Genomic DNA, 24,297 nt, shown 5'->3' with positions numbered 1-24,297 from the left:
TGCGTTAAGCGCCACAGCCCCACGCTTTTTACGATTCCCGATTCCCGATTCCCCACTCCCGATTCCCACCCCTCTGTCACCCCCGCGACTTCTTCGCGCAATACCGCTGCCATCGCGTTCCCGGAAGCTAGATCAAACGGGAGAACGACCATGCGCTACGCGATCGTTACCGAAACCTATCCACCCGAAGTCAACGGCGTTGCGCTCACCGTGCATGGCCTGGAAACCGGTCTGCGTGCGCGCGGCCATCAGGTCGATGTGGTGCGCCCACGGCAAGCGGCCGACAGCACGCCGGCCGACACCGTGCTGGTGCGCGGCGCGTCGCTGCCACGCTACCCCGGGCTGAAGTTCGGGCTGCCGGCCACCCGGCGGCTCACCCGGCATTGGGCAACCACGCAACCGGATGCGATCTACGTGGCCACGGAAGGCCCGTTGGGATGGTCGGCCATGCGCGCGGCGCGGCGGCTTGGCATTCCGGTCGCCACCGGCTTCCACACCCGCTTCGACGAATACCTGCCCGATTACGGCGCGGCCTGGCTGCAAGGCACCGCGCTGCGCTGGATGCGGCGCTTCCACAACCAGGCCGAAGCCACGCTGGTTCCCACCCGCGAGCTGCAGCAGTTCCTGCGCGGCAGCGGTTTCGAACGGGTGCAGTTGCTGGCGCGTGCGGTGGACAGCCTGCAGTTCGATCCGTCCCGCCGCGACGCCGCGTTGCGCGCCGAATGGGGCATCGAAGGCGAAGGCTTTGCAGCGATCTACGTAGGCCGGATTGCCAACGAGAAAAACCTGCCTCTGGCGATCCGCGCGTTTCGCAAGCTGCAGCAGCTCCGCCCCAAGGCGCGCTTTGTGTGGGTGGGCGATGGCCCGGCGCGCGAAAAGATCGCTCACGAGAATCCGGACTTCATTTTTTGCGGCATCCAGCGCGGCGACGCGCTGGCGCGGCACTTCGCCAGCGGCGATCTGTTCCTGTTTCCCAGCCGTAGCGAGACCTTCGGTAACGTCACCCTGGAAGCGATGGCCAGCGGCGTGGCGACGGTGGCCTTCGATTACGGTGCGGCGCGCGAATACCTGCGCAATGGCCAGACCGGCGCTGCAGTGGAGGACGACGCTGCATTCGTGCAGGCCGCACTGACACTGACCGAAAACGACGACGTGCGCCAACGCATGGGCCATGCCGCCGCACAGGCGATGAAGAAACTGCATCCGGACAACGTGGTGTCCGATTTCGAAGCACTGCTGCTGGGGATCACGGCGGCACGGGGGCGGTATGTCGTCGACGCGGCTTGAACTCCTGCACGGTCACGAAGCGCGCTGGTGCCGGCGGGCCAACCACTGGTGCCGCCGGCACCCGGTGCGGCGCAGCTTCGCGGCGATCAGCCGGCTCGGCGACGGGGTGTTCTGGTACAGCCTGATGGGCCTGCTGGTGCTGCTGGACGGTATGGACGGCGTGCGCGCCTCCGCGCACATGGCCGCCACCGGCGTGCTGGCGCTGACCCTCTACAAGACTCTCAAACGCTGGACGCGCCGGCCGCGTCCGTATGCGGCGGATGTGCGCATCCGCGCCTGGGTGGCGCCTCTGGATGAATTCAGCTTTCCCTCCGGGCACACCCTGCACGCGGTGTCCTTCAGCATCGTCGCGCTGGCCTATTACCCCTGGCTGGCCCCGCTGCTGGTGCCGTTTTCTGCGGGTGTGGCGCTCTCGCGTGTGGTGCTGGGACTGCACTATCCCAGCGACGTACTCGCCGCCACCGCGATCGGCATTGCGCTGGCCAGTCTCTCGTTGTGGTGGTTGCCGGTTCCTGCCTTGTTCGTCTGATGCGCGACTTCCCGATCAGGGAACACCACACCGCATGCAAGCATCGTCAGACCCGCAGCCAGCGATGCGTGAGGCGCTGATGCATCCGGGACGCTCCCGTACAATGGCGCGATGACGACCCTGTTCATCTCCGACCTGCATCTGGACCCGGCCCGGCCGGCGATCACCGAGCTGTTCCTGGATTTCCTGCGCACGCAGGTACCCGGCAGCGACGCGCTCTACATCCTTGGCGATCTGTTCGAGGCGTGGATCGGCGACGACACCCCGTCGACCGCCGCGGATGCGGTGGCCGAGGCCTTGCACGCGGTGGCCACCACCGGTGTGCCGGTGTTCTTCATGCCCGGCAATCGCGACTTCCTGGTCGGTGCCGCCTACGCGCAACGCGCCGGCTTCCGCATCCTGCCCGACCCCACCGTCATCGATCTGTACGGGCAGCCGACGCTACTGATGCACGGCGACCTGCTGTGCACCGACGACACCGCCTACCAGGCCTTCCGCGCGCAAACGCGCGACCCGGCTTTCCAGGCACAGTTCCTGTCGCAGCCGCTGGCCGCACGCGTGGCGTTCGCACAGCAGGCACGCGCCGCGAGCCATGCGCGCCAGTCAGAGCTCAAGCAAGGCGACCAGGCACAGTTCGAAACCGTGACCGACGTGGCGCCGGCCGAGGTGGATGCCACCTTCGTGCGCTACGGCCTGGACCGCATCATCCACGGCCACACCCACCGCCCGGCCATCCACACCGTGCAGGCCGGTGGCCGCACCTGCACACGCGTGGTGCTGGGCGATTGGTACGAACAAGGCTCGGTGTTGCGCGTGGACGCCGACGGCCTGGCGCTGGAACAGCTGGCGCTGTGATCTAGCGCGTCCGTGCGACGGCGAAGGCATGGCGCGGTGGCGGTGCCTGCACGCTGCGTAGTGGGCTTCAATACGTCTGCGCTGCTGATCGGCGCTGCATCACTGCGTGCTGCGCTGATGCTCGGCGTAGTCGACAAAATCCCCGTTGACCACGTCGTACCAGAGCAAGCGGCCATCGGCCTGCACGCGGAAGCGGTCGCGCACCGGACTGGTCTGCGGATCGCCCGGGCAGCCATCGCCGTGGCGTTCGTGCACGGCGAATTCAAAGGCATCCGATACAGGCGCGTCTTCTTCCTGCTCGGTCATGATGCTGATGCAGTCATCGGGATAAAAACGGTCGCGCTGCAGTTGTGTCTGCAGGCGTTGCAGCGCGCGTTCTTCCGCTGCGTTGCCCGCGCTGGCCGCAGCTGCGGGGGTGGTGACTGCAGGTTTGGCCGGGGATGCGGCAGGCTCGGCAGGTTGCTGACGACAGCCGGCAACCGCCAGCACGGCCAGGCACAACACGCTGCAGGTCAGGGACTTGGACATGATCGCTCCGCTGGACATCACATGGCCGGCAACCACCGGCGGTGTGCCTAGTCTGCGCGATCGGCGTGCGCGGATATAGCGGCACTGCCCGGCACGCGTGGTGCCGGGCAGGCTGGGCAGTGATCAGCGGAACGCGGCGATGTTGGCCTTGGTGTTGACCAGCACACGTTGGTTGTCCGCGGTGCTGGCGTTGCCCATGGGCACGCCGTTGTAGCTGATGTTGGGATTGGACCAGTAGTTCAGTCGCGGGCAACCGCTGGGGCAGGCGTAGGCCATGATGGTGCGCCAGCTGTTGCCGTAGCGGTAGCCGTGGCCATACGCAAACGGCGAGGTGCTCGGGTCGGTGGCCGCATCGTGACGTGCACTCTGCAGGTGGCCGATTTCATGCGCAAAACTGTAGTAGCCGGTGGCGCAGTCCCAGTACACCGATGCAAACGCCGTGGCCGCGGTGGAGCCGATACCCGACGCCAGGCCGCAGTAGCTGCTGTTGTTCAACACGATCACGCCCACATCGGCGGTATAGGTGTTGCGGCTGGTGTGGATGCTGTCCATGTAGCCGTCGTTGGTGACTCGGAAGCGCTGCAGATCGGTGGTGAAGTTACCGGTTTCCGCATAGCTGGTGGTCTCATAGCGCGCCAGCTGCAAGGTGATGCCCACATTGCTGTTGACGTAGCCCTGGTTGGCCTCGGCGACCGCCAGTTGCACCAGCGACTGCATGTTGCCGCCGTACGCAGTCACCGCCTGGTTGGTGGCCACCACCAGCACGCGGATGGTGGCCGGGCTGCCGGACGAAGCCTGCGCAGCGGTCACGCGGCCGTCGTTGGGCATGTCGAACTTGGGCAGCAAGCTGTATTCGGCCGGATGCTCCTGCGGCATGCGCTGCTCGTCCACCTGCACCAGCACATGGCGGCCATCGGCAAGCGGCCGCAGGCGATAGAGCTTGCCGGCGTAGCGGATGGTGCCGGTGACGGTGTCGCCGCTCCGCACCAGGATCGCCGAGTTGAGCGGGTCCACGCCGGACAAGGTGCGTGCACGGGTGCCGGCACGCGGGCCGAGATTGCCGTACCAGATGCTGTCGCCACCTTCCAACGCGTCGACCTTGGCCTGGGTAGCGGTGATGGTCTGGCCATCCAGCTGTAGCTCGAGCAGTTTTTCCGCCGGCGCCACCGCGCCCGCATCGATCTGCACCACCTGTGCGTTTGCGGTGGATGGCGAGCTCAATACGCGCTGTAACGAGGGTTCTGCCGTGGCGGTGGCTGCAGCGCTGCGGCTCAATGCCGGGCCGGTCTGGTACAGCGGCTTGCCTGCTGCTGCCGCCGAGCCAGCCAGACACATGGCGATCAGACCGACCGTGGTGCACATCGACTTCGACTTCATCGTCTCTCTCTCCTAGACATGGAAGCAACGGGATGTGAAACACCGGGCCCCTGTCCCCGGGACGCCATTAGGGCGCGCCGATCAGGATGGAATGCAAGTTGTTACAACAGAAACTTACAGTTCTGTGATGTTTGACGTCGACTGGATGCGATTCCAGCACCGGTGTGGCGCGACGGAGTGCACATTCCGGTGGACGGCGATGTCTTCCACTGGGTCTCGACCCGGTGCTGCGAGGGTGGCGGATGGCTGATCCTGGGCGTTGATGAGGCCTGGCTTTCGGTTGGCAGTGCTCACGCACGCGGACGTCCAAGCAATGTTGGGATACGCGTGAAGGAAGGTAGTGACCGGCACTACCCTCGCGCTGCACCGCATGCAGATTGTCCGGCTCCAAGAGCATGCTGGCTTACAGGGCCCGCTCTCCGTCGGATGGTGTTGCTTGGGCGCACACACGCTGGCCGACCGATAAAGCGCTCATCGAAGCACCCTAATCAGACAGCATGCTTCGCTACGTTGTGCGCACGGCATGCAGCGTCGGCAACGCGCTCCTTGTCGGCCTGCGCGGAGGGATGCAAACCGATAGTTCTCCGCGCTAACCAGCGCGCGCGCCTCAGCCAGCCTGCTCCACGAGGCTAGCCAATTCGTCTTCATCGAAGCCTGCCAGCAGACGCGCTTCGATATTGAACGGGCCGTGCAGGTAGCCGCCGGCGTAGTCGCGCAACAGTTCCTTGAAGCGCGCGCGCGGCTCGATGCCGGCCTGCTCGCAATACCAGCGATACCAACGCGAACCCGCGGCGACGTGCGCCACTTCTTCGCGCAGGATGATCTCCAGCACCTGCGCAGTGGCGGTATCGCCCAGCGAGCGCAGTTTGTGGATCATGGCCGGCGTAACATCCAGCCCGCGTGCTTCCAGCACCCGCGGCACCAGCGCCATGCGTGCCAGGCCGTCGTGCGCGGTTTTCTCGCACATCTCCCACAGCCCGTTGTGCGCGGCAAAGTCGCCATAGTCGCGGCCGTGTGCGTGCAACCGTTCGCGCAGCAGCATGAAATGACGCGACTCGTCATCGGCCACCGCCACCCAATCGGCATAGAACCCGTCCGGCACACCACGGAACCGGTACACCGCATCCCAAGCCAGATCGATGGCGTTGAGCTCGATGTGCGCGATGGCATGGATGAAGGCCGCACGCCCCTCCGGCGTACCCAGGCCGCGCCGCGGCAGCTCGCGCGGATGGACCAGCAACGGGCGCGGCGGGCGGCCCGGCATACGAATGGGTTCAGGCGCGGCGGCCTGGGCCGGCAGCGGCAAGCTGCCCGCGCGAAACGCTGCGGCGTACTGCTGGGTCAGCGCGACCTTTTCGACCGGATCACACGCCTGCAGGCAGGCGTGCGCGGCTTGCAACAGATCCATCGTCACTCCCTGCGGCGCGCAACCTTGCACTGGCTGCGGCGCGCGCACTCACACTGCCGCGTCACAGCGCCCTGAGTGATCAGGCGCGCCGGCGCTTCTTGGCATCGTCCGAACGCAGCTGCTGGATGCGCTCGAAATACCCTGGCTCGATACCGGTGATGTACTCGCCGTTGAAGCACGACGAATCGAACTGCTTGATGTCCGGATTGCCTTCGCGCACCGCCACTTCCAGGTCTTCCAGATCCTGGTAGATCAGCCAGTCGCAGCCCAGGAATTCCTGGATTTCCTGCTCGCTGCGGCCATGCGCAATCAGTTCTTCGGCGGCCGGCATGTCGATGCCGTAGATATTCGGGTAGCGCACCGGCGGCGCGGCCGAGGCCAGATACACCTTGCGTGCACCGGCGTCGCGCGCCATCTGCACGATCTGCCGGCTGGTGGTGCCGCGCACGATCGAATCGTCGACCAGCAGCACCACGCGGTTGCGGAATTCCAGATGGATCGGGTTGAGCTTGCGGCGTACCGATTTCTGCCGTTCGCCCTGCCCCGGCATGATGAAGGTGCGGCCCACGTAACGGTTTTTGACGAAGCCTTCGCGGTACTTCACGCCGAGCACGTTGGACATCTCCAGCGCCACATCGCGCGAGGTATCCGGGATCGGAATGATGGTGTCGATGTCATGGTCCGGGCGCAGGCGCAGGATCTTCTCGCCCAGCTTCAGGCCCATGCGCATGCGCGCCTTGTGCACCGAGATGTTGTCGATCATCGAATCGGGACGCGCGAAATACACGTACTCGAAGATGCACGGCGCATGGTCGGTCGGCGCGGCGCAGATTTCGGAGAACAGCTCGCCACGCGCAGTGATCACCAGCGCCTCGCCCGGGCGCACGTCGCGCACGCGCTGGTAGCCAAGGATGTCCAAGGCCGCCGATTCGGACGACACGATGTATTCGGTGCCTTCGGCGTGTTCGCGCTTGCCCAGGACCAGCGGGCGGATGCCGTGTGGGTCGCGGAATGCCACCAGGCCCAGGCCCAGCACCACACTGACCACCGCATAGCCACCCTTGCAGCGGCGGTGCACGCCAGCTACCGCGCGGATCGCCGCTTCGGGGGTGAGCATGCGTTGCGCGTCCAGCTCGTAGGCGAACACGTTCAACAGCACTTCGCTGTCCGAATCGGTGTTGATATTGCGGCGGTCGGCCTCGAACACCTGCTGGCGCAAGGCCTCGGTGTTGATCAGATTGCCGTTGTGCGCCAGCGCGATGCCGTACGGCGAATTGACGTAGAACGGCTGTGCTTCGTCCATGCCTTCCGAGCCGGCGGTCGGGTAGCGGCAATGCGCGATGCCGACGCGGCCTTCCAGCACCGCCATCTTCTTTTCGTCGAAGACGTCGCGGACCAGGCCGTTGGCTTTTTGCACGCGCAACCGCGTGCCATCGGCCGTGGCGATGCCTGCGGCATCCTGCCCGCGATGCTGCAGGACGGTCAGGCCGTCATAGAGCTGCCCGGCGACGTTCTGGTTGCCGACAATACCGACGATGCCACACATGGTGCGCGTTCTCCGCTTCGGCTTGCGCCGTTACTGTGAAGGTGGCCGTGCCTGGCCTTGGGACTCGACCCGAGCCGGGTCGCTTTCTCCGCCGCGAACCTGCGCCGGATCGATATTGGCCGGCATCGCCTGCGTCGGATCGCGTCCGTCGCTGGCAGCTTTGCCGGGTTTGCCGAGCGCCTTGTTGATCCTGTCGCTCAGGCCAGACCCGGAGAGCGCCTTGCCCAGGTCCGTATTATCGCCTGCCGAAGGCAACTTCCCCAACTCCGCTGATACGTTGCCGAGTTCCATCGATGGAAGGTCCATCGAGGGCATCCGCCAGGCCGGCAGTTGCGCGCGCATCCAGCCAGCGCCCGGCGACAGCACCGGCAGCAGGACCGATTGCCGCCAGGCCGGTTCGCGCGGCAGCGGCGTGAAGCCCATCAGCAGCACCAGCACGCAAGCCAGGAAGGCCCCGCGCACCACGCCCAGACCGAACCCGAGCATGCGGTCGGTCCCACCGAGCTTGACCGCGTCCACGCCGGCGCGGATCACCATGCCGATCACCGCCACGCTGATCAGTACGCCCACGAACACCATGGCGTAGCCACCGAACGACTCGGTGGCCGAGGGGTGCTTGCCATCGGCCAGCCAGCGCGCGGCCGGGCCGCCGAACAGGAACGTGGCCCAGCCGGCCAGCAGCCACGACAGCGTGCCGACCACGATCGCCACAAATCCACGCAGCAGACCCAACAGCGCCGACACCAGGATGATGACGCCCAACACCATGTCGATCATGGCCAACCTCGTGACGCGGGGTGCGCGCCGCTTGCCTGGCAGGATGCAGTCATCATCGCCCTCCCCTCCATGGGTGTGAGGCTATCGAGAATCAAGGATGTGGACGCACCATGCCGGAGATGCCGACCTTGGCCGCCACCTGGGCACGCAATTGCTCGGCATCGCCACGGTTGGCCACCGGCCCGACGCGCACGCGGTTGAGCGCGCCCTTGTCGGTGCGCACCTGTTCCACGAACGCGCTGAATCCGGCGGCACGCACGCGGTCGCGCAGCGCATTGGCGTCTTCGGCACGGCCAAAGGCGCCCAGCTGGACCGCAAACCCAACCCCACTGGCGGCCGGCGCGGCGGGCGCGGTCGGCGCTGCCGCGACCGGCTTGGCCGGCTCGGGCTTGCTGGGTTCGGGCTTGGGCGCTTCCGGCTTGGCCGGCGCAGGCCTGGGTGCCTCGGCCGGCTTGGGCACTGCGGCCACTGGCTTGGCCGGCTCCGGCGGCAGGCTCTCGGTCTTGGTCGGTGCCGTGGTGGCCGCCGCGGTGGTGCTGCCGGCCGGCTTGGGCGCGGCGGTGCTCGGGGTGGGAGCGGTCACCGGTGCAGGCGCATTGGCACCGGCATCCAGCGTCACCACCTGCGCGTTGACGTCGCTGCGCACCTTGACCGCCTGCAGACGGGCCGCTTCGGCCTGCGCCTGCTCGGCATACGGGCCCACCCGCACGCGCCAGGCAGGGCGACCATTGATCTGGGTCTTTTCGCTGAAGCCGGGCAACTGCGCCTGCTTGAGCCGCGCGATCACTGCATCGGCGTCGGCACTGCTGGCGTAGGCGCCGAAGTTGACCGCGTAATTGCCGGCAGCCACCTCCGGTGCGGACGGCGTGCTCGACGGGGCGGCCAGATCGGCCGCATCGGGGTTGTCCTGCACTGCGGCCGGTGCGGTGGCAGCGCCCCGCATGCCGAGCGCGCCGCCAGCCGGTGTGGCACCGGGCGTGACCAGCGGCAATTCGCGGGTTTCAAACTCGCCAGTGCCGGGTGCGGCAGGCGCGTCGAGCGGAACATCGGCCACGCCACTGGAGGGCGCAGGGCCCTTCACCAGCATCGGCAGGAAGATCACGGCGAGCGCCACCAGAACGATGGCGCCAATCAGTCGCTGTTTCAGAACAGTATCCACGGAAGAGACAAGAGGCGGCGTGGCGGGGTGCCGCGGCGATTATAAGGCCGGCGCCCGGCAACCGACCTCAATGGCCTGAATGAAGTGCCTGCAACGCATCGGCCACGGTGTGGAAGGAGCCGAACACCAGCACGCGGTCGCCTGGCTGCGCCTCCGCCAGCACCGCATGCAGCGCACCGGCCACATCGCCATGGCAGGCCGCCTGTGCGGCGGCGGTGCCCTGCAGGCGGGCGCGCAAGGCCTCGGCCGACTGCCCACGCGCGCCCTCCAGCCCGGCCAGTGCCCATTGGTCCACACACCCGGTCAACGCCTCGACCACACCGCGCACATCCTTGTCCGCCAGCGCCGCATACAGCGCAACGGTGGTGCCGGCCGGCGTGGCCTTGCCCAGCGCCTGGGCCAGGGCACGCGCGGCCTGCGGGTTGTGGCCGACATCCAGCATCAGCTCCACCCCATCGCGCGCGACCCGCTGCAGGCGGCCAGGCAGCTGCGCGGCAGCCACACCCTGCGCCCAGGCGGTTGCAGGCACCTCGACCGGCAACGCCTGCAATGCGGCGATCGCCGCCGCTGCATTGGCCAGCTGCACCGGCGCCTGCAAGGCTGGCATCGGCAGCTCCAGGGTCTGCGCAACATCACGCCAACGCCAGTGCTGCGCATCGATGGGCTCATGGAAATAATCGCTGCCGGCGCGGATGGCGTTGGCACCCAATTGGTAAGCCCGCCGCAACACACTGGATGGCGGGTCGATCTCTCCCAGCACCACCGGCTTCCAGCCGCGGATGATGCCGGCCTTCTCCGCACCGATCGCCTCGCGGTCCTCGCCCAGCCAATCGGTATGGTCGATGTCCACAGTGGTGATCACCGCCACATCGGCGTCGATGATGTTGACCGCATCCAGGCGCCCGCCCAGGCCGATTTCCAGCACCGCCAACTCCAACTCGGACTGCTGCAACAGCCACAGCGCGGCCAGCGTGCCGAATTCGAAATAGGTCAACGCGGTATCGCCGCGCGCCGCCTCCACCGCAACGAACGCGGCCACCAATTGCGCATCGCTCGCCTCGACCCCGTCGATACGCACGCGCTCGTTGTAGCGCAGCAGATGCGGCGAAGTGTAGGCGCCCACCTTCCAGCCGGCTGCACGCCCGATCGCTTCGATGAAGGCCACCGTGGAGCCCTTGCCATTGGTCCCGCCGACCACGATCACGTGCGTAGCCGGCGCTTCAATCTGCAACCGCGCAGCAACTTCGCGCACACGTTCCAGGCCCATGGCAATGGCGCTGGGATGCTGTTGCTCGATATAGGCGAGCCAGTCGGAGAGTGTGTTGGGGGTGGTCACTGTGCTACCTGAGGTCTTGCGGGCAGCGCGCATTATCGCGGTTGCCCGGGTCCTGGACTACCAGCAGCAGTTTTTCATCCTTGACCCGCGGACGCTTGCTGTCTGCCACCAGTGAGCAGGTGGCAACGCGCTGAACCTGGGACGACACCTATCCGGCCAACGTGACGACCACACAGTGGCGCGTCATTGCGGACCATAGATTTCCACAATGTGTGTCCCCAGTCGTGAGCGCTGCCCTTTCAATATCACTGCGACCTGCTGCTGTGGATAGCGGTGATACAGGTCTTCGTGGATGCAGAGGTAATCTGGAAACCCATGTTCCATTGGCCCACCCCGCAGCCGATATTCACAGGTGCTTCGACTCGATTGATGGTCCGTCTGCATCACGTACGCTTCTTCGAATGAACCGCCAATGGCCCAGGTCAGCAACCAAGGTGCCGTTTTTGCCAGCAACAACCACGACACAAAACCCAGCATCACCGGTGTTGCGAAGAACATGAAGGCACTGAAAATACGCCCGTGTCCGTCCAAGTCCGTTGGTCGACCAAGACGCCGATTGTGCCTGCGCAGCCACACCGTCAGCACGATGCCAACCGCTAAACATGGCCATTTCAAAGTGCGTCCTTGCAGGAATTGTGCAGGAACGAAATCGGCAAACAGGCCCAAGACAAGCAGACCCATCACGGCGAAGAACGTTCCGATCTTCATCCATGCAAACAGTTTCGATGTCACTTGATCATCCTGACGAGGTACGTTGGAGCGTGCGCCGAATTACGGCAGGGCCGACGCGATGCGCATGCCCAGCACCGACCGCTGGCCACGCACCCGCATCGCAACCGGCTGGTCCGGATGCCGCCGATACAACTGCTCACTGATGCACAGATGGCTCGGGAAACGATCTTCGAGCGGGCCGCCGCTCAACCGGTATTTGCAGGTCCGCGCATTGCGCACGTATTCGGTTTGCATGAGGTGGGTTTCTTCAAAACCCACGCCCGCGATACGCGTGTAGATCCACGGCGCGCCTCTGGCCAGCACGATCCAGCACAGCAGCCCCAACAACGGCGGCGCCAGGCAGATCGCAAGCACGGTGTTGATCAGCTGCTTGCCGACGACCACCTTCCATCCACCGAAGCGATAGCCCTGCACGACGATAAACGCCGTCATTGCCGCGCCCAGCAGCCACATCGGCGCAATCCAGCTCCGCCCGGACATGAAGGGTGCGGGGATGAAATCGGAGAAGCTCCCCAGCGCCAACAGGCCGGCTACTCCCGCGAGCGCCGTCATACGGAACGCTTTTGGCCAGCGGGGCGGTGTTACGGTCGAACGCGCCATGGCGTCTTCCAGCATCCTTGCCGCACGTGGCCTTATAACGCCCGATGCTTGGCTTCACCAAAGAACGGCGTGTGGTGCGCGCAATCGTTGAGGCGGACCACTTCCAGGTGATCGACGTCGTCGCCTTCGAGCAGGTTGAGCGTGGTGGGGGCCTGGCGGAATGTCCACAACTTGGACAGCGGCAGGCCGAGGATCTTGCACAGGATCACGCGGTTGACCGCATCGTGCGCGACCACAAGCAAGGTGTCGTCTGCACCCAGGCCGTCGGCGGCGCGCGCCAGACCGCGCCAGCTGCGATCGAGCACCTGACGCAGCGACTCGCCGCCGGGCATCAGTACGGTGTCGGGTTCTTCGCGCCATGCGCGCAGGCGTGCCGGATCCTTGTCATTGATTTCGCTTGCAAGCAACCCTTCCCATTCGCCATGGGCGATTTCCTGCAGGTCCGCATCGGTCTGCAGCAGGCCTGCGCGTGCACTGCCAAGCGCCAACGTTGCGGTGGCCTGGGCACGCGAGAGTGGCGATGCCACTGCGCGGGTGATCTGCAAGGCCTGCAGACGCGCGCCCAACGCGGCGCCCTGCCCTTCGCCGACCGGTGACAGCGGGATATCGATCTGGCCCTGGTAACGGCCTTCGGCGTTCCACGGCGTCTCGCCGTGACGGGCAAGCAGGATGCGCATGCGCGAGAGATTCCTTGGGGAGGGGCCGGCTCGCCTTGCGGCCAGACGGGAGCGGCATGATACCGCCCTCGCCGCCTCCCCGGGCCGCGAATCAGCCAGACGGTGATCTGGTCGGCGCACCGTCCTGCGCGTTGCATGCCACCCGCACGCCGGCCAGAACCCGCGGCTGGCTCAGGCGCGACCGAGCGCCGGGTCGCTGCGACTGGGCTTGCCGGTTTCCAGGTGCCCGGCCAGCCGGCGGCGGAACGCGCTGCCCGGCTGCTCCACCACAATGTCATACCAGTGATCGCTTGCCGCCAATGTCAGGCGCAGAGTGTGGCGCTGCCCTGCGGCCAACTGCAGCGGCTGTGTGGTCGGCTCGGCGTAATCCAGCGCGCGCACCTGCAGCGTGCACGGCTGGCGCCCGGCATTGCCGATCTCCAACACCAGCAGCTCGCCATCCTGACGCGCCTGCACCCACGGCGCAGCCAACGCCGGCTGCTCGGCACCTAAATTCCCTGCGAACTCGCGCAAAAATCCATTCGGGCCGTGCACGCGCAATGCATACGCGCCGTCGTGCACCGCGCCCATCGGCACGTCGTCCAGCTGAGTGCCGGGCAAGACGGTGTAATACCAGGGGCCGCCTGTCGCGGCGGACGTGTACACGTTGAAGGCAGCTGCAGCGGCACCGGTGTTGATGAACTGCAACTGCACGCCGCTGTCATCGTGGACACGCGCATGCACCTGCAACGCATACGGCAGCGCGCGCGCGGGCCGCTGCCCTGGTTCCTGCCGCGGCATCTGCGCAGTGGTTGGCGGCACCGGCAGCGGTTTGTCGCGCACCGCGGCCGTGCGTGCGCGGTAGTCGCCGATCGCTGGCAGCGCGCTCAGCGCGGAATGGTCCGGCTGGCGGAAGTCGAACACGCTGGTGAGATCGCCACTCACCGCGCGTCGCCACGGGCTGATGTTGGGTTCGGCCACACCGAAACGGCGCTCGAGCAAACGCAGCACAGAGGTGTGGTCGAACACCTGCGAGTTGACCCAGCCGCCGCGCGTCCAGGGCGAGATCACCAGCATCGGCACGCGAATGCCCAGCCCAACCGGAACGCCCTCGTGCACTTCGCCGCGCGCGTCCACGTTACTGCGGCCCATGCGCGCATCCAGTGCCGGCAGCGGCGCAGGCACGTGGTCGAAGAAGCCGTCGTTCTCGTCGTAGTTGATGATCAGCGCGGTCTTGGACCACACCTCGGGATTGGCGGTGAGCGCATCGATCAGCCGCGCCACCAGCGATTCGCCATATGCCGGCGGCGCTTCGGGATGTTCGCAATAGGCGGTGGGCGGGATCACCCACGACACCTGCGGCAGTCGGTTGGCTTGTACATCGGCGGCGATGGCTGCGACCAGATGATCGGCCTGCGTGGTGGCGGCATTGTCGGCAGTGGACCCCGGGACGCACGCACGTGCGCGTCGATAGCGCTCATCGTTGCGATCCAGATCGCGATAGTGCGCAAAGTACGCCAACGAATTGCAGCCGAAGTTGTCGTACTCCTGATACACCCGCCAATCGACACCGGCCGCCTGCAGCCGCTGCGCGTAGGTGGTCCATTGCATCGCGGCGTAACCGGGTTTGTCGCGCGCCATGTCGGCGGTCCAGTTGCCGTCGTCGGCATTGGTGACCGTCTGCGCACCGGTGTTGCCCACGCTCAAGCCGCTGGTACCGGTGAACAGATACATGCGATTGGGATTGGTGGGCCCGTGCAGCGAGCAGAAATAACCATCGCAAATGGTGAACGCATCGGCGAGCGCGTGGTAGTACGGAATATCGCTGCGCTGGAAATAACCCATCGTCAGCTCGCCCTTGTACGGCACCCAGGCGTCGTATTCCTGCCAGCGCAACGGGTCTTGCCCATGGCCGGCTTTCCAGGAGTGATCCAGGCTCTTGATCAGCGGCGCGCAGGTGTTGCGCGCATCGAAGGCGAACGGCAACACACGTCGCCCGTCGCTGGCTGCCTGGCTCCACACCGGGTTGCCGTCGCGTAACTGCAGCGCACGCGGGTCGCCGAAGCCGCGCACACCGCGCATGGTGCCGAAGTAATGATCGAAGGAGCGGTTTTCCTGCATCAGGATCACCACGTGTTCGATGTCGCGCAAGGTACCGGTGCGTGCGTTTGCCGGCAGTGCGAGCGCGCGTCCGATCGAGGCGGGTAGCGCACCGGCAGCCGTCAGTGCTGCCACACGTTTGAGAAAGTCGCGACGCGAGGGGGAGGCCGTCATGGAAGAAAAACCTTTGGAAAACACTGAAAAAGACGGCGTGCCGCAGCGGCGCGCGACGCCAGTGCACACGTATAGCCCCCGCACGCGACAGTTTTGCGACAGCCACCGTCATCAATGTTTCATGAGCCGTTGACACCCTGCGTCGCGAAACGCCGGTCTTGCACCGTGCGTCCGCCCTCAGCCGTGCTCGAACAGGATTCCCCCATGACTTCCGCCCGTCGTTTCCATGTCACGCCACTGGCACTCGCCCTCGCCGTGCTGCTTCCCGTCATCGCACACGCCGCCGACCCTATCCCCGCCAGCGCGGCGGACGCGCCGGTAACGCCCGCCGATGCGGCTGGCAACGCGACCCAGCTGGATGCGATCAACGTGGTCTCGCAAGGCAGCACGCGGCAGGTGCAACGCATCAGCCGGCAGGACATCGAGCAGCTGACACCGGGTAGCAGCGCCTTCAAGGCGGTGGAAAAGCTGCCCGGCGTGCAGTTCCAGTCCGCCGATCCCTTCGGCACCTATGAGTGGTCCACGCAGGTCACCTTGCATGGCTTCGACCAGAGCCGCCTGGGCTACACGCTCGACGGCATCCCGCTGGGCAACATGAGCTACGGCGTCACCAACGGCCTGCACATCACCCGCGCCATCATTTCCGAAAACATCGGTTCGGTAGAGATCGCACAAGGCGCCGGCGCGCTCGGCACTGCGTCCAACACCAATCTGGGCGGCACCATGCAGTTCTACTCCGCCGACCCGCAGACCACGCCCGGCGCGCGGCTGGTGCAGACGGTGGGCAGCGATGCAACGCGACGCACCTTCGCGCGCGCCGATACCGGCGATCGCAATGGCCTGTCGGCGTATCTGTCCTACGCCAACGCCAGCACCGACAAGTGGAAGGGTTTCGGCGATCAGCAATCCGAGCAGGCCAACCTCAAGACCGTGTACCAGTGGGGCGATGGCAATCGTCTGAGCCTGTTCCTGGATACCTCGCGGCGCAAGGAATACGACTACATGGACTTGTCGTTGACCAGTCAGCGCGCGCTGGGTTGGGACTACGACTACCTGCAACCGGATTGGGCCACCGCGGTGCAGATGGCACGTGCGTATCAGACCACCGGTGCCACCAGTGGCGTGGCCAACGGCTATCCGCAATCGCTGGCCGGATTGCCGGACGACTACAGCTGGCTCGATGCCAGTTACTACGCCGGTGGCGGCCTGCGCCGCGACAATCTTGCCGGCCTTTCGGGCACGTTCGTGTTCGGCGGTGCAACCCTGGATGCCGCCGGCTACTACCACGCCAATCGCGGCGAGGGGCAGTGGGTGACGCCGTATGTCGTCACCTCGGCGCAGATCCCGGTGTCGATGCGCACCACCGACTATGGCCTGGACCGTTTCGGTGGTACCAGCGCATTGAAGTGGTCATGGGGCAATCACGATCTGGAAGCCGGCGTCTGGGCCGAGAATGCACGCACCACGCAAGGGCGCAATTACTTCGCGCTGGGCAACGAGGGCTACACGTCGCTGTACAACGTGTATGAAGCGCAGACCCCATTCCGCCGCGATTTCCAGCAGCGCTACACCACTCAGACCCGCATGCTGTACCTGCAGGACACCGTGCGCCTGCTCGATGACCGCCTGACCGTGAACTACGGCGCAAAGGCGCTCAGCACCACTACGCGCGCGCAATCGCTGGTGCCGACCACCGCGCTGGCACAGGGGCGCATCCGTGCCGAAGACAACTTCCTGCCGCAAGTCGGCGTGAACTACAAACTCGACGAACGCCAGGACATCTACGCCTCCTACAGCAAGAACATCGCCGCGTTCGGCTTTACGCCGTTCGCCACCTCGCAGGCCGCGTTCGACCGCAGCCGCTCCACGCTGGAACCGGAAGAGTCGCAGACGGTGCAGGTGGGCTACCGCGTGCAGGACGCGCAATTCCAGCTCTCGGCCGACGCCTACTTCACCAAGTTCTCCAACCGCCTGTTGACCACCTCGCCGTGTACGGCCGTGCAGACCTGCGCATCGATCCTGAGCAACGTCGGCGCGGTGCACAGCGCCGGCGCCGACCTGGCGTTGATGTGGCGCCCGATCGAGGGCCTGAGCTGGTTGAACTCGCTGTCGTGGAATCGCTCGCGCTACCAGGACGATTACCTCAACAACGGCGTGGTCGCCACCGCGGGCAAGGACGTGGTCGGCATTCCGGCGTTGATGTTCTCTTCCAGCGCGAGCTACCAGATTGGCAACCTGCGGCTGGATCTGGACGGCAAGTATGTCGACAAGCGCTACATCACCTTCCTCAACGATTCGCAGGTGCCCTCGTACTGGCTGTTCAATGCCGGCGCGCGCTATGACTTCGGCCGCCTTGGCGGCGTAGCCGATGTCGCGCTGGCCTTGAACATCACCAACCTCACCGACAAGCGCTACTTCGCCAGCACCGGCACCAACGGCTATGTCGCCTCCGATCCGAATGGCTACAACCAGACCATGGTGGTGGGCGCGCCGCGGCAGACCTTCCTGAGCCTGGATGTGAAGTTCTGACGCTGGCGAATGAGCGGCGCAGGGGTGGATGCGCGTTGCTTCCGCGAGTGAATGCGGTGCAACGCCAGCGCATGGAGGAGTCCACCGTAGTGGCGCCTTCTCCGGCGCCAGCAGGTTCTCGACCCAAGCCCCTCGCCGTCGGGAGAGGGGTTGGAGACAGCGGATGCCGGCAGCGGCGCTGGATGGCACGGCCATCAAGCGCCGCACGTTGCATCGGGCGTTCCTGCCAGGCACTTTTCTTCAGGGGCAAGCTCTGGCGGGCTGATCCACCGCGCCACCAGTCGATCGCAAGCATCAGTCCGCTAGGGCGGCTCTGCGAGGCTCACATGCGTCTGCCTCGCACGCCTCCGGATCTCTCCATCAGGCACGGGCATGGCCCATTCCGCGACATGATCGACCGCAACGCGCTCAGCGCCATTCGCTTGACGCGCCTCCCGCTCCACCCCGTCCTACCGAGCCGAGTTCCACCGCAATCGTGCACCGCCGCATGGCGCCGACGCCCGGCCGCATATAATTGCCGGCTTATCTTTCACTGAGCAGGTCCCGCCAGATGGCGCAGACGATGAAGGCGCTGGTCAAGCGCGAAGCGAGCAAGGGCATCTGGCTGGAACAGGTCCCCGTGCCCACCCCGGGCCCGAATGAGGTCCTGATCAAGCTGGAAAAGACCGCCATCTGCGGCACCGACCTGCATATCTACCTGTGGGATGAGTGGAGCCAACGCACCATTACGCCGGGCCTGACCATCGGCCACGAGTTCGTCGGCCGCGTGGCCGAGCTCGGTTCGGCGGTGACCGGCTACCAGGTCGGCCAGCGCGTGTCGGCCGAAGGCCACATCGTCTGCGGGCATTGCCGCAACTGCCGTGGCGGCCGCCCGCACCTGTGCCCCAACACGGTGGGCATCGGCGTCAACGTCAACGGCGCCTTTGCCGAATACATGGTGATGCCGGCCAGCAACCTGTGGCCGATCCCCGACCAGATCCCCTCCGAGCTGGCCGCCTTCTTCGACCCCTACGGCAACGCCGCGCATTGCGCGCTGGAATTCGATGTCATCGGCGAAGACGTGCTGATCACCGGCGCCGGCCCGATCGGCATCATTGCCGCCGGCATCTGCAAGCACATCGGTGCGCGCAATGTGGTGGTCACCGACGTCAACGACTTCCGCCTCAAGCTGGCCGCCGACCTGGGCGCCACGCGCGTGGTCAACGTGTCCAAGACCTCGCTCAAGGACGTCATGGCCGACCTGCACATGGAAGGCTTCGACGTGGGCCTGGAAATGAGCGGCAACCCGCGCGCGTTCAACGACATGCTCGATTGCATGTACCACGGCGGCAAGATCGCGATGCTCGGCATCATGCCGCGCGGCGCCGGTTGCGATTGGGACAAGATCATCTTCAAGGGCCTCACCGTGCAGGGCATCTACGGACGCAAGATGTACGAGACCTGGTACAAGATGACCCAGCTGGTGCTATCGGGTTTTCCGCTGCAGAAAGTGCTGACCCACCAGTTGTCGATCGACGAGTTCCAGAAGGGGTTCGACCTGATGGAAGAAGGCAAGGCCGGCAAGGTTGTGTTGAGCTGGAACTGAGTAACCGCTCCACCGCTGTGAAACGCAAAAGGCGCCGGAAGGCGCCTTTTGCATGTCAGCCTCAGTGATTATCTCGACACGCATCACCGGCGCTGTCGCTTCGCCGCCAGCTGCACCAAAAATTGATCGCACTGCCCCACTCTCATGCCCGCAGCGCGCTCCAGTGTTCCGGCAAATGCCCTGAGCGCAGCGCCTTGCTTACGGCCAGGTCACCGTCGCCGTGGCGACCAGATGGTTCTGCGAATTCTGCCGGCCAAATCCGAACTCCGCCGCTTCGCTGGTGTCGTAGTAGCCCACGCTCAAACCGAGCGGGCCGAACGCCTTGCCCACGTTCACCCCGAAATCGTTGTAGTCGTGGTCCACCTGGCTAAGCGAAGAGGTATAGATGCTGTGGCCCGCGTGCGCACCAAAGGTGAAGTCGTACGGCAGCGTCCAGTTGGCGTCCAGCGCGTAGTAGTAACCATCGGTCTTGGTGCCGTACAGATCGTTGGTATAGGCAACCGTGACGCTATAGGTTTTCAGGAACGTGGTCTTGGTGATCAGTTCGGCGTAATTTGACGCGCCCGCTCCCAGATACTGGTAACGGTTGACCATGACATCGACATTCCAGTTGGCCCCAAGGTCCTTGTTGTAGCCGACAAAACCATCCACTTCCCAATCCGGATCGCCCGCGCCGTAATCGACGTTGGAAGTCCAGGTGCCGATGTACAGGCCGAACGGTGTCTTGTAGGTCAGCCCGGCCTGAAACGCAGCCTCTTCGTTGGTCTGCGAAATGCCGCGGAACAGGTAATCGCTGGTCACCGCGAAGGTGCCGGTGAACGGTGAGGCGGGTGCGTCTTCGTCCTGTGCCTGTGCCAACGGCGCGGCACCCAGGAGCAACAGCGACAGGCAACAAGCAAGCGAGGATGGCTTCATCGGGCATCTCCTGGAGCGGTGGGCGGTCGGATTGCATGAAGCGAGACTGCACAGACTTATTAGTCCAACTGCCATTGCAGTGCAACATAAATGTCGCGCTCGCTTGACCTGGCGCACATCCTTCGACGGCAGGCCGTGCGACTCAGCCTCCCTTTCATCGACCGCCGACGCCCAATCTTGATGCGCGCACCGACGCGTCACAGCCACGCGCGAACGACGCGAACTGACAACCGCGCTCACCGCTAACCACTCACGCATTCGAGCTCAACAACCCAGCGCCAACCGGCGATGCATCAGGCCGGAAACACCCCGTAATGCCGCGCAGCCAGCCGCAGTTGCTGGCCTGCCGTGATGGTGCCCGCTGATGCCGGCAGTTCCACTTCCACTTCATTGCCCGCCGCGTCCAGGATGGCGCGCACCCGCAGGCGGGCGCCGCTGCGTTGTGCCCAGGCCACGGTGGCCGGCCAGCCATCGGCGTCCGGCACCAGATCCTCGGGGCGCACGTAGACTTCTACCGGGCCCGCAGCCAGTGCGGGGTTGGCCGACGGCAGCGCATGACCGGCCACCTGGATCTGGCCGTGCGCGAGCACGCCCGGAATCCGGTTCACCGCACCGACGAACGAGTACACGAACGGCGACGCTGGCGTGTCGTAGACGCGCGCCGGCGTATCGAGTTGTTCGATCCTGCCACGGTTGAGGATGGCCACGCGGTCGGCCAGTTCCAGCGCTTCTTCCTGATCGTGGGTCACGAACACCGTGGTCAAGCCGGTTTGCTCGTGCAATTCGCGCAGCCAGCGGCGCAGGTCGCGGCGCACCTGTGCATCCAGGGCACCAAAGGGCTCGTCCAGCAGCAGCACGCGCGGCTCAATGGCCAGCGCGCGCGCCAGCGCCACGCGCTGACGCTGCCCACCAGACAACTGGGTCGGGTAACGCTGCTCCAGGCCCTGCAACTGCACCAGCGCCAGCAGCTCTTCCACGCGTGCGCGGATGCGCGCTTCGGCCCAGCGCTCCTTGCCGCGCCGCACGCGCAGCCCGAACGCGATGTTCTCGAACACATCCATGTGCTTGAACAGCGCGTAGTGCTGAAACACGAAACCCACCCGCCGCGACTGCACGCTCATGCGGGTGGCGTCTTCGTCGCCGAACAACACCTGCCCGCCGTCGGCATGCTCCAGCCCGGCCATGATGCGCAACAAGGTGGTCTTGCCAGAGCCGGACGGCCCCAGCAGCGCCAGCAACTCGCCCTGGCGCACGTCCAGGGTGATGTCGTCCAGTGCGGTGAAGCTTGCGAACTGCTTGCGCAGATGGCTGATACGGATGCCCATGATCACCTCAGTGGCGGTGGTTGGCGGCGAGCGCATCGCCATGCCGCCATTCCAGATATGTCTTCACCGCCAGGGTCAGCAGCGCGGTCAATGCCAGCAGCGAGGCGCATGCAAACGCAGCGCTGTAGGCGTATTCGTTGTAGAGAATTTCCACGTGCAGCGGCAGCGTATTGGTGCGCCCACGGATATGCCCGGACACCACCGACACCGCGCCGAATTCGCCCATCGCCCGCGCCGCACACAGCAGCACGCCATACAACAGGCCCCAGCGGATATTGGGCACGGTTACGCGCCAAAACATTTGCCAGCCGTTGGCGCCCAGGCTCAGTGCCGCCAGTTCCTCGTCACTGCCCTGCTGCTCCATCAGCGGCATCAGCTCGCGCGCGATGAAGGGAAAGGTCACAAAGGTTGTCGCCAGCACGATGCCCGGTAGCGCAAACACAATGCGCGGCAGCTGGATCAGCACCACGCCCAGTGCCGGCAATTCCACCCGCCAGCCTTCATAGATCAATGGCCAGGCCCAACCGTTGCGGCCGAAGATCAACACGAAGATCAAGCCCGCCACCACCGGCGACACCGAGAACGGCAGGTCGATGAGGCTGATCAGCAGGCGTTTGCCCGGGAACTGGTGCTTGCTCACCGCCCATGCGGCGGCCACGCCAAACACCAGGTTCAGCGGCAATACCACCGCGGTGACCAGCAAGGTCAGCTTGATCGCCGACAGCGCATCCGGATCGACCAGCGCGTGCAGAAATGTCGCCCAGCCACCACGCAGCGCCTCGGCGAACACCAGCACCAGTGGCAGCAACAGGAAGGCCAGCAAGAATCCCAATGCGCCAAGAATCATCAGCCACTGCACCCAGCGCGGCTCGCTGGTGGCCGACTCGGTGATGCGGCGTGCCTGTCGGGCGGTGGCAGTGCTTTGCAGCATGGTGGGCAGCGGCGAAACGGCGTCGGTCATGCGCTGCTCCGTTGATAGCGCAGCAGGCGTGCCTGCAGTGTATTGACCACCAGCAAGATCACGAACGACAGCAGCAGCATCGCCGCGGCAATCGCAGTGGCGCCGGCGTAGTCGAACTCCTCCAGGCGAATGGTGATCAGCAGCGGCGCGATCTCGGTCGCGTTGGGCAGGTTGCCGGCAATGAAGATCACCGAGCCGTATTCACCCACGCCACGCGCAAACGCCAGCGCAAAGCCGGTCAGCACCGCCGGCCACAGTGCCGGCAACACCACCCGCCAGACCAACTGCCAGCGCGAGGCACCCAGCGTGGCCGCGGCTTCCTCGATTTCGCGCTCGCTCTCGGCCAGCACCGGCTGCACCACCCGCACCACGAACGGCAGCCCCACGAACACCAGCGCAATCACGATGCCGAGCTGCGTATAGGCCACCTTGATGCCAATCGCTTCCAGCCAGCGGCCCACCCAGCCATTGCCCCCATACAGCGCCGTCAGCGCGATACCGGCCACCGCGGTCGGCAAGGCGAACGGCAGGTCGATCAACGCATCGAACAGGCGCTTGCCGGGAAAGCGGTAGCGCACGAACACCCAGGCCACCCAGGTGCCCATCACCGCGTTGAACGCACCGGCCGCGAATGCCGTGCCGAAGCTCACCCGCAGCGCCGACAGCACGCGCGGCTCGCTCCAGACCCGCCACAGGCCATCCCAGCCCAGCCCGCTGGTCTTGATGAAGACACCCAGCAGCGGAATCAACACGATCAGCCCCAGCCAGGTCAGGGTGATGCCCAGGCTCAGTCCAAGACCGGGCATCACGCGTCTGCGCGATGCCCGCGCCGGAGGGGGTGCAACCGACATCTGCATCGCCTACTTGCTGGCCTGGATCTGGTCGAACAACCCACCGTCGGCGAAATGTTCCTGCTGCGCCTTGTCCCAGGAGCCAAATGCCTCCTGGATGGTCACCAGCTTGATGTCCGGGAACCGCGCCAGGTCATTGCGGTCGGCAAATTCCGGATGGCGCGGGCGGTAGAAGTGCTTGGCGGCCAGCTTCTGGCCTTCGGGTGCATAGAGAAACCGCAGATAGGCTTCGGCCACATCGCGGGTGCCATGCTTGTCGACGTTCTTGTCCACCAGCGCCACCGAAGGCTCGGCCAGGATCGACAGCTTCGGCACCACGATCTCGAACTTGTCCTTGCCCAGTTCCTGGCTGGCCAGCAGGGCCTCGTTCTCCCAGGCCAGCAACACATCGCCAATGCCGCGCTGGGCAAAAGTGGTGGTGGCGCCGCGTGCGCCTGTATCCAATACCGGCACGTTGCGGAACAGCGCGCGCATGTAGCGCAGGGTGCGCTCGCGGTCGCCCTTGAAGATGTGGTCCGCGCAGGCCCAGGCCGCCAGATAGTTCCAGCGTGCACCGCCGGAGGTCTTTGGGTTGGGCGTCACCACCGACACGCCGGAGCGCAGCAGGTCCGGCCAGTCCTTGATGTTCTTCGGGTTGCCCTTGCGCACAAGAAACACAATGGTCGAGGTGTACGGCGCACTGTTGTCGGGCAGGCGCTTTTCCCACGCGGTGTCGATCAGCTCGGCCTTCTGCGCGATCGCATCCACGTCGTAGGCCAGCGCCAGCGTGACCACGTCGGCCTCGATGCCATCGATCACCGCGCGCGCCTGCTTGCCGCTGCCGCCGTGCGAGGTCTCCACACTGACGGTGTCTTGCGGATGCTGCTGCTTCCATTGCGCAGCAAAGGCCGTGTTGTACTCGCGATAGAACTCGCGGGTGGGGTCGTAACTGACGTTGAGCAGATTGATCTCACGGGCGGCAGCCGGGCCGGCCAGGGCCAGCAGCGTGCCGAACACCGCGGCAATAAGGCGGAAGCGGGAATGGGTCACAACGATCTCCTGGCCGATGGGGCGCAGCCTGAACAGCA

21 protein-coding genes are annotated in these 24,297 nt (G+C 65.5%); 5 read left to right on the top strand and 16 right to left on the bottom strand.

What is annotated here, in order from left to right; genetic code table 11:
- The first annotated feature begins 150 nt into the window (after positions 1 to 150).
- From XCC_RS04965 to lpxH, 3 genes are all read left to right on the top strand, one after another.
- Complete coding sequence (locus tag XCC_RS04965; RefSeq protein ID WP_011036173.1) at positions 151 to 1,287, top strand: glycosyltransferase family 4 protein; 1,137 nt, start codon at positions 151 to 153, stop codon at positions 1,285 to 1,287.
- Positions 1,268 to 1,816 (top strand): phosphatase PAP2 family protein, encoded by a 549-nt coding sequence (locus XCC_RS04960; RefSeq protein ID WP_011036172.1) that lies wholly within the window; start codon positions 1,268 to 1,270, stop codon positions 1,814 to 1,816. Before XCC_RS04965 ends, XCC_RS04960 begins: the two co-directional genes overlap by 20 nt.
- A 111-nt stretch (positions 1,817 to 1,927) precedes the next feature.
- On the top strand, positions 1,928 to 2,671 hold the full coding sequence (lpxH, locus tag XCC_RS04955) for a UDP-2,3-diacylglucosamine diphosphatase (RefSeq protein ID WP_011036171.1): 744 nt from the start codon (positions 1,928 to 1,930) through the stop codon (positions 2,669 to 2,671).
- A gap of 99 nt (positions 2,672 to 2,770) precedes the next feature.
- On the opposite strand, the gene XCC_RS04950 is transcribed toward lpxH, so the two are convergent.
- From XCC_RS04950 to XCC_RS04900, 11 genes are all read right to left on the bottom strand, one after another.
- The gene (locus tag XCC_RS04950; RefSeq protein ID WP_011036170.1) at positions 2,771 to 3,199 is read right to left on the bottom strand and encodes a hypothetical protein; all 429 of its coding nucleotides are present in this window, start codon (positions 3,197 to 3,199) and stop codon (positions 2,771 to 2,773) included.
- Positions 3,200 to 3,322: 123 nt separating this feature from the next.
- The gene (locus XCC_RS04945; RefSeq protein ID WP_011036169.1) at positions 3,323 to 4,576 is read right to left on the bottom strand and encodes a zinc-dependent metalloprotease; all 1,254 of its coding nucleotides are present in this window, start codon (positions 4,574 to 4,576) and stop codon (positions 3,323 to 3,325) included.
- A 607-nt stretch (positions 4,577 to 5,183) separates the two neighbouring features.
- The gene (locus XCC_RS04940; RefSeq protein ID WP_043877820.1) at positions 5,184 to 5,984 is read right to left on the bottom strand and encodes a ferritin-like domain-containing protein; all 801 of its coding nucleotides are present in this window, start codon (positions 5,982 to 5,984) and stop codon (positions 5,184 to 5,186) included.
- Between the two features lie 79 nt (positions 5,985 to 6,063).
- Positions 6,064 to 7,530: an amidophosphoribosyltransferase gene (gene purF, locus XCC_RS04935; RefSeq protein WP_011036167.1), complete on the bottom strand. Its 1,467-nt coding sequence runs from the start codon at positions 7,528 to 7,530 to the stop codon at positions 6,064 to 6,066.
- A 30-nt stretch (positions 7,531 to 7,560) separates the two neighbouring features.
- Positions 7,561 to 8,307 carry a CvpA family protein gene (locus XCC_RS04930; protein ID WP_011036166.1) on the bottom strand — a complete coding sequence of 249 codons (747 nt, stop codon included), beginning with the start codon at positions 8,305 to 8,307 and terminating at the stop codon, positions 7,561 to 7,563.
- 91 nt (positions 8,308 to 8,398) lie between these two features.
- Complete coding sequence (locus XCC_RS04925; RefSeq protein ID WP_011036165.1) at positions 8,399 to 9,466, bottom strand: SPOR domain-containing protein; 1,068 nt, start codon at positions 9,464 to 9,466, stop codon at positions 8,399 to 8,401.
- Positions 9,467 to 9,533: 67 nt separating this feature from the next.
- Positions 9,534 to 10,835: a bifunctional tetrahydrofolate synthase/dihydrofolate synthase gene (folC, locus tag XCC_RS04920; protein WP_043877821.1), complete on the bottom strand. Its 1,302-nt coding sequence runs from the start codon at positions 10,833 to 10,835 to the stop codon at positions 9,534 to 9,536.
- A 150-nt stretch (positions 10,836 to 10,985) separates the two neighbouring features.
- Positions 10,986 to 11,510, bottom strand: coding sequence for a hypothetical protein (locus tag XCC_RS04915; RefSeq protein WP_019237909.1), 525 nt, complete (start codon positions 11,508 to 11,510; stop codon positions 10,986 to 10,988).
- Positions 11,511 to 11,573: 63 nt separating this feature from the next.
- On the bottom strand, positions 11,574 to 12,134 hold the full coding sequence (locus XCC_RS04910) for a hypothetical protein (RefSeq protein WP_373372539.1): 561 nt from the start codon (positions 12,132 to 12,134) through the stop codon (positions 11,574 to 11,576).
- A 32-nt stretch (positions 12,135 to 12,166) separates the two neighbouring features.
- Positions 12,167 to 12,811 carry a histidine phosphatase family protein gene (locus XCC_RS04905; protein WP_011036162.1) on the bottom strand — a complete coding sequence of 215 codons (645 nt, stop codon included), beginning with the start codon at positions 12,809 to 12,811 and terminating at the stop codon, positions 12,167 to 12,169.
- 171 nt (positions 12,812 to 12,982) lie between these two features.
- The gene (locus XCC_RS04900) at positions 12,983 to 15,064 is read right to left on the bottom strand and encodes a phosphocholine-specific phospholipase C (protein ID WP_011036161.1); all 2,082 of its coding nucleotides are present in this window, start codon (positions 15,062 to 15,064) and stop codon (positions 12,983 to 12,985) included.
- A gap of 114 nt (positions 15,065 to 15,178) precedes the next feature.
- Between XCC_RS04900 and XCC_RS04895 the strand changes: the two genes are divergently transcribed.
- Both XCC_RS04895 and tdh read left to right on the top strand, forming a co-directional pair.
- Positions 15,179 to 17,593, top strand: coding sequence for a TonB-dependent receptor (locus XCC_RS04895; RefSeq protein ID WP_011036160.1), 2,415 nt, complete (start codon positions 15,179 to 15,181; stop codon positions 17,591 to 17,593).
- A gap of 550 nt (positions 17,594 to 18,143) precedes the next feature.
- Positions 18,144 to 19,178, top strand: a complete 1,035-nt coding sequence (gene tdh / locus XCC_RS04890) for an L-threonine 3-dehydrogenase (protein ID WP_016944800.1) — start codon at positions 18,144 to 18,146, stop codon at positions 19,176 to 19,178.
- Positions 19,179 to 19,376: 198 nt separating this feature from the next.
- Here the strand turns inward: tdh and XCC_RS04885 are convergent, their stop codons facing one another.
- The 5 genes from XCC_RS04885 to XCC_RS04865 all read right to left on the bottom strand — a co-directional run bounded on the left by XCC_RS04885 (position 19,377) and on the right by XCC_RS04865 (position 24,259).
- Complete coding sequence (locus XCC_RS04885; RefSeq protein WP_011036158.1) at positions 19,377 to 20,093, bottom strand: TorF family putative porin; 717 nt, start codon at positions 20,091 to 20,093, stop codon at positions 19,377 to 19,379.
- 293 nt (positions 20,094 to 20,386) lie between these two features.
- Entirely contained in the window at positions 20,387 to 21,418 is a 1,032-nt protein-coding gene (locus XCC_RS04880) for a sulfate/molybdate ABC transporter ATP-binding protein (RefSeq protein WP_011036157.1), read from the bottom strand.
- 7 nt (positions 21,419 to 21,425) lie between these two features.
- Positions 21,426 to 22,379: a sulfate ABC transporter permease subunit CysW gene (cysW, locus tag XCC_RS04875; protein ID WP_011036156.1), complete on the bottom strand. Its 954-nt coding sequence runs from the start codon at positions 22,377 to 22,379 to the stop codon at positions 21,426 to 21,428.
- On the bottom strand, positions 22,376 to 23,236 hold the full coding sequence (gene cysT / locus XCC_RS04870) for a sulfate ABC transporter permease subunit CysT (protein WP_011036155.1): 861 nt from the start codon (positions 23,234 to 23,236) through the stop codon (positions 22,376 to 22,378). Before cysT ends, cysW begins: the two co-directional genes overlap by 4 nt.
- Before the next feature lie 3 nt (positions 23,237 to 23,239).
- Entirely contained in the window at positions 23,240 to 24,259 is a 1,020-nt protein-coding gene (locus tag XCC_RS04865; RefSeq protein WP_011036154.1) for a sulfate ABC transporter substrate-binding protein, read from the bottom strand.
- Positions 24,260 to 24,297: the final 38 nt, after the last annotated feature.

Origin of the sequence: Xanthomonas campestris pv. campestris str. ATCC 33913 (genome assembly GCF_000007145.1) — a bacterium.
Taxonomy (GTDB): Bacteria; Pseudomonadota; Gammaproteobacteria; order Xanthomonadales; family Xanthomonadaceae; genus Xanthomonas; species Xanthomonas campestris.
This window is presented reverse-complemented; position numbering and strand designations above follow the sequence as displayed.

Excerpts from the sequence above, each read along its gene's own strand:
- purF (WP_011036167.1), bottom strand. The coding sequence starts at position 7,530 with ATGTGTGGCATCGTCGGTATTGTCGGCAACCAGAACGTCGCCGGGCAG.
- XCC_RS04965 (WP_011036173.1), top strand. The coding sequence starts at position 151 with ATGCGCTACGCGATCGTTACCGAAACCTATCCACCCGAAGTCAACGGC.
- XCC_RS04880 (WP_011036157.1), bottom strand. The coding sequence starts at position 21,418 with ATGGGCATCCGTATCAGCCATCTGCGCAAGCAGTTCGCAAGCTTCACC.
- XCC_RS04885 (WP_011036158.1), bottom strand. The coding sequence starts at position 20,093 with ATGAAGCCATCCTCGCTTGCTTGTTGCCTGTCGCTGTTGCTCCTGGGT.
- XCC_RS04910 (WP_373372539.1), bottom strand. The coding sequence starts at position 12,134 with ATGGCGCGTTCGACCGTAACACCGCCCCGCTGGCCAAAAGCGTTCCGT.
- XCC_RS04945 (WP_011036169.1), bottom strand. The coding sequence starts at position 4,576 with ATGAAGTCGAAGTCGATGTGCACCACGGTCGGTCTGATCGCCATGTGT.
- XCC_RS04915 (WP_019237909.1), bottom strand. The coding sequence starts at position 11,510 with ATGAAGATCGGAACGTTCTTCGCCGTGATGGGTCTGCTTGTCTTGGGC.
- XCC_RS04940 (WP_043877820.1), bottom strand. The coding sequence starts at position 5,984 with ATGGATCTGTTGCAAGCCGCGCACGCCTGCCTGCAGGCGTGTGATCCG.
- XCC_RS04900 (WP_011036161.1), bottom strand. The coding sequence starts at position 15,064 with ATGACGGCCTCCCCCTCGCGTCGCGACTTTCTCAAACGTGTGGCAGCA.
- folC (WP_043877821.1), bottom strand. The coding sequence starts at position 10,835 with ATGCGCGCTGCCCGCAAGACCTCAGGTAGCACAGTGACCACCCCCAAC.
- cysW (WP_011036156.1), bottom strand. The coding sequence starts at position 22,379 with ATGACCGACGCCGTTTCGCCGCTGCCCACCATGCTGCAAAGCACTGCC.
- XCC_RS04930 (WP_011036166.1), bottom strand. The coding sequence starts at position 8,307 with ATGATCGACATGGTGTTGGGCGTCATCATCCTGGTGTCGGCGCTGTTG.
- XCC_RS04895 (WP_011036160.1), top strand. The coding sequence starts at position 15,179 with ATGTTTCATGAGCCGTTGACACCCTGCGTCGCGAAACGCCGGTCTTGC.
- cysT (WP_011036155.1), bottom strand. The coding sequence starts at position 23,236 with ATGCAGATGTCGGTTGCACCCCCTCCGGCGCGGGCATCGCGCAGACGC.
- tdh (WP_016944800.1), top strand. The coding sequence starts at position 18,144 with ATGGCGCAGACGATGAAGGCGCTGGTCAAGCGCGAAGCGAGCAAGGGC.
- lpxH (WP_011036171.1), top strand. The coding sequence starts at position 1,928 with ATGACGACCCTGTTCATCTCCGACCTGCATCTGGACCCGGCCCGGCCG.
- XCC_RS04950 (WP_011036170.1), bottom strand. The coding sequence starts at position 3,199 with ATGTCCAAGTCCCTGACCTGCAGCGTGTTGTGCCTGGCCGTGCTGGCG.
- XCC_RS04960 (WP_011036172.1), top strand. The coding sequence starts at position 1,268 with ATGTCGTCGACGCGGCTTGAACTCCTGCACGGTCACGAAGCGCGCTGG.
- XCC_RS04905 (WP_011036162.1), bottom strand. The coding sequence starts at position 12,811 with ATGCGCATCCTGCTTGCCCGTCACGGCGAGACGCCGTGGAACGCCGAA.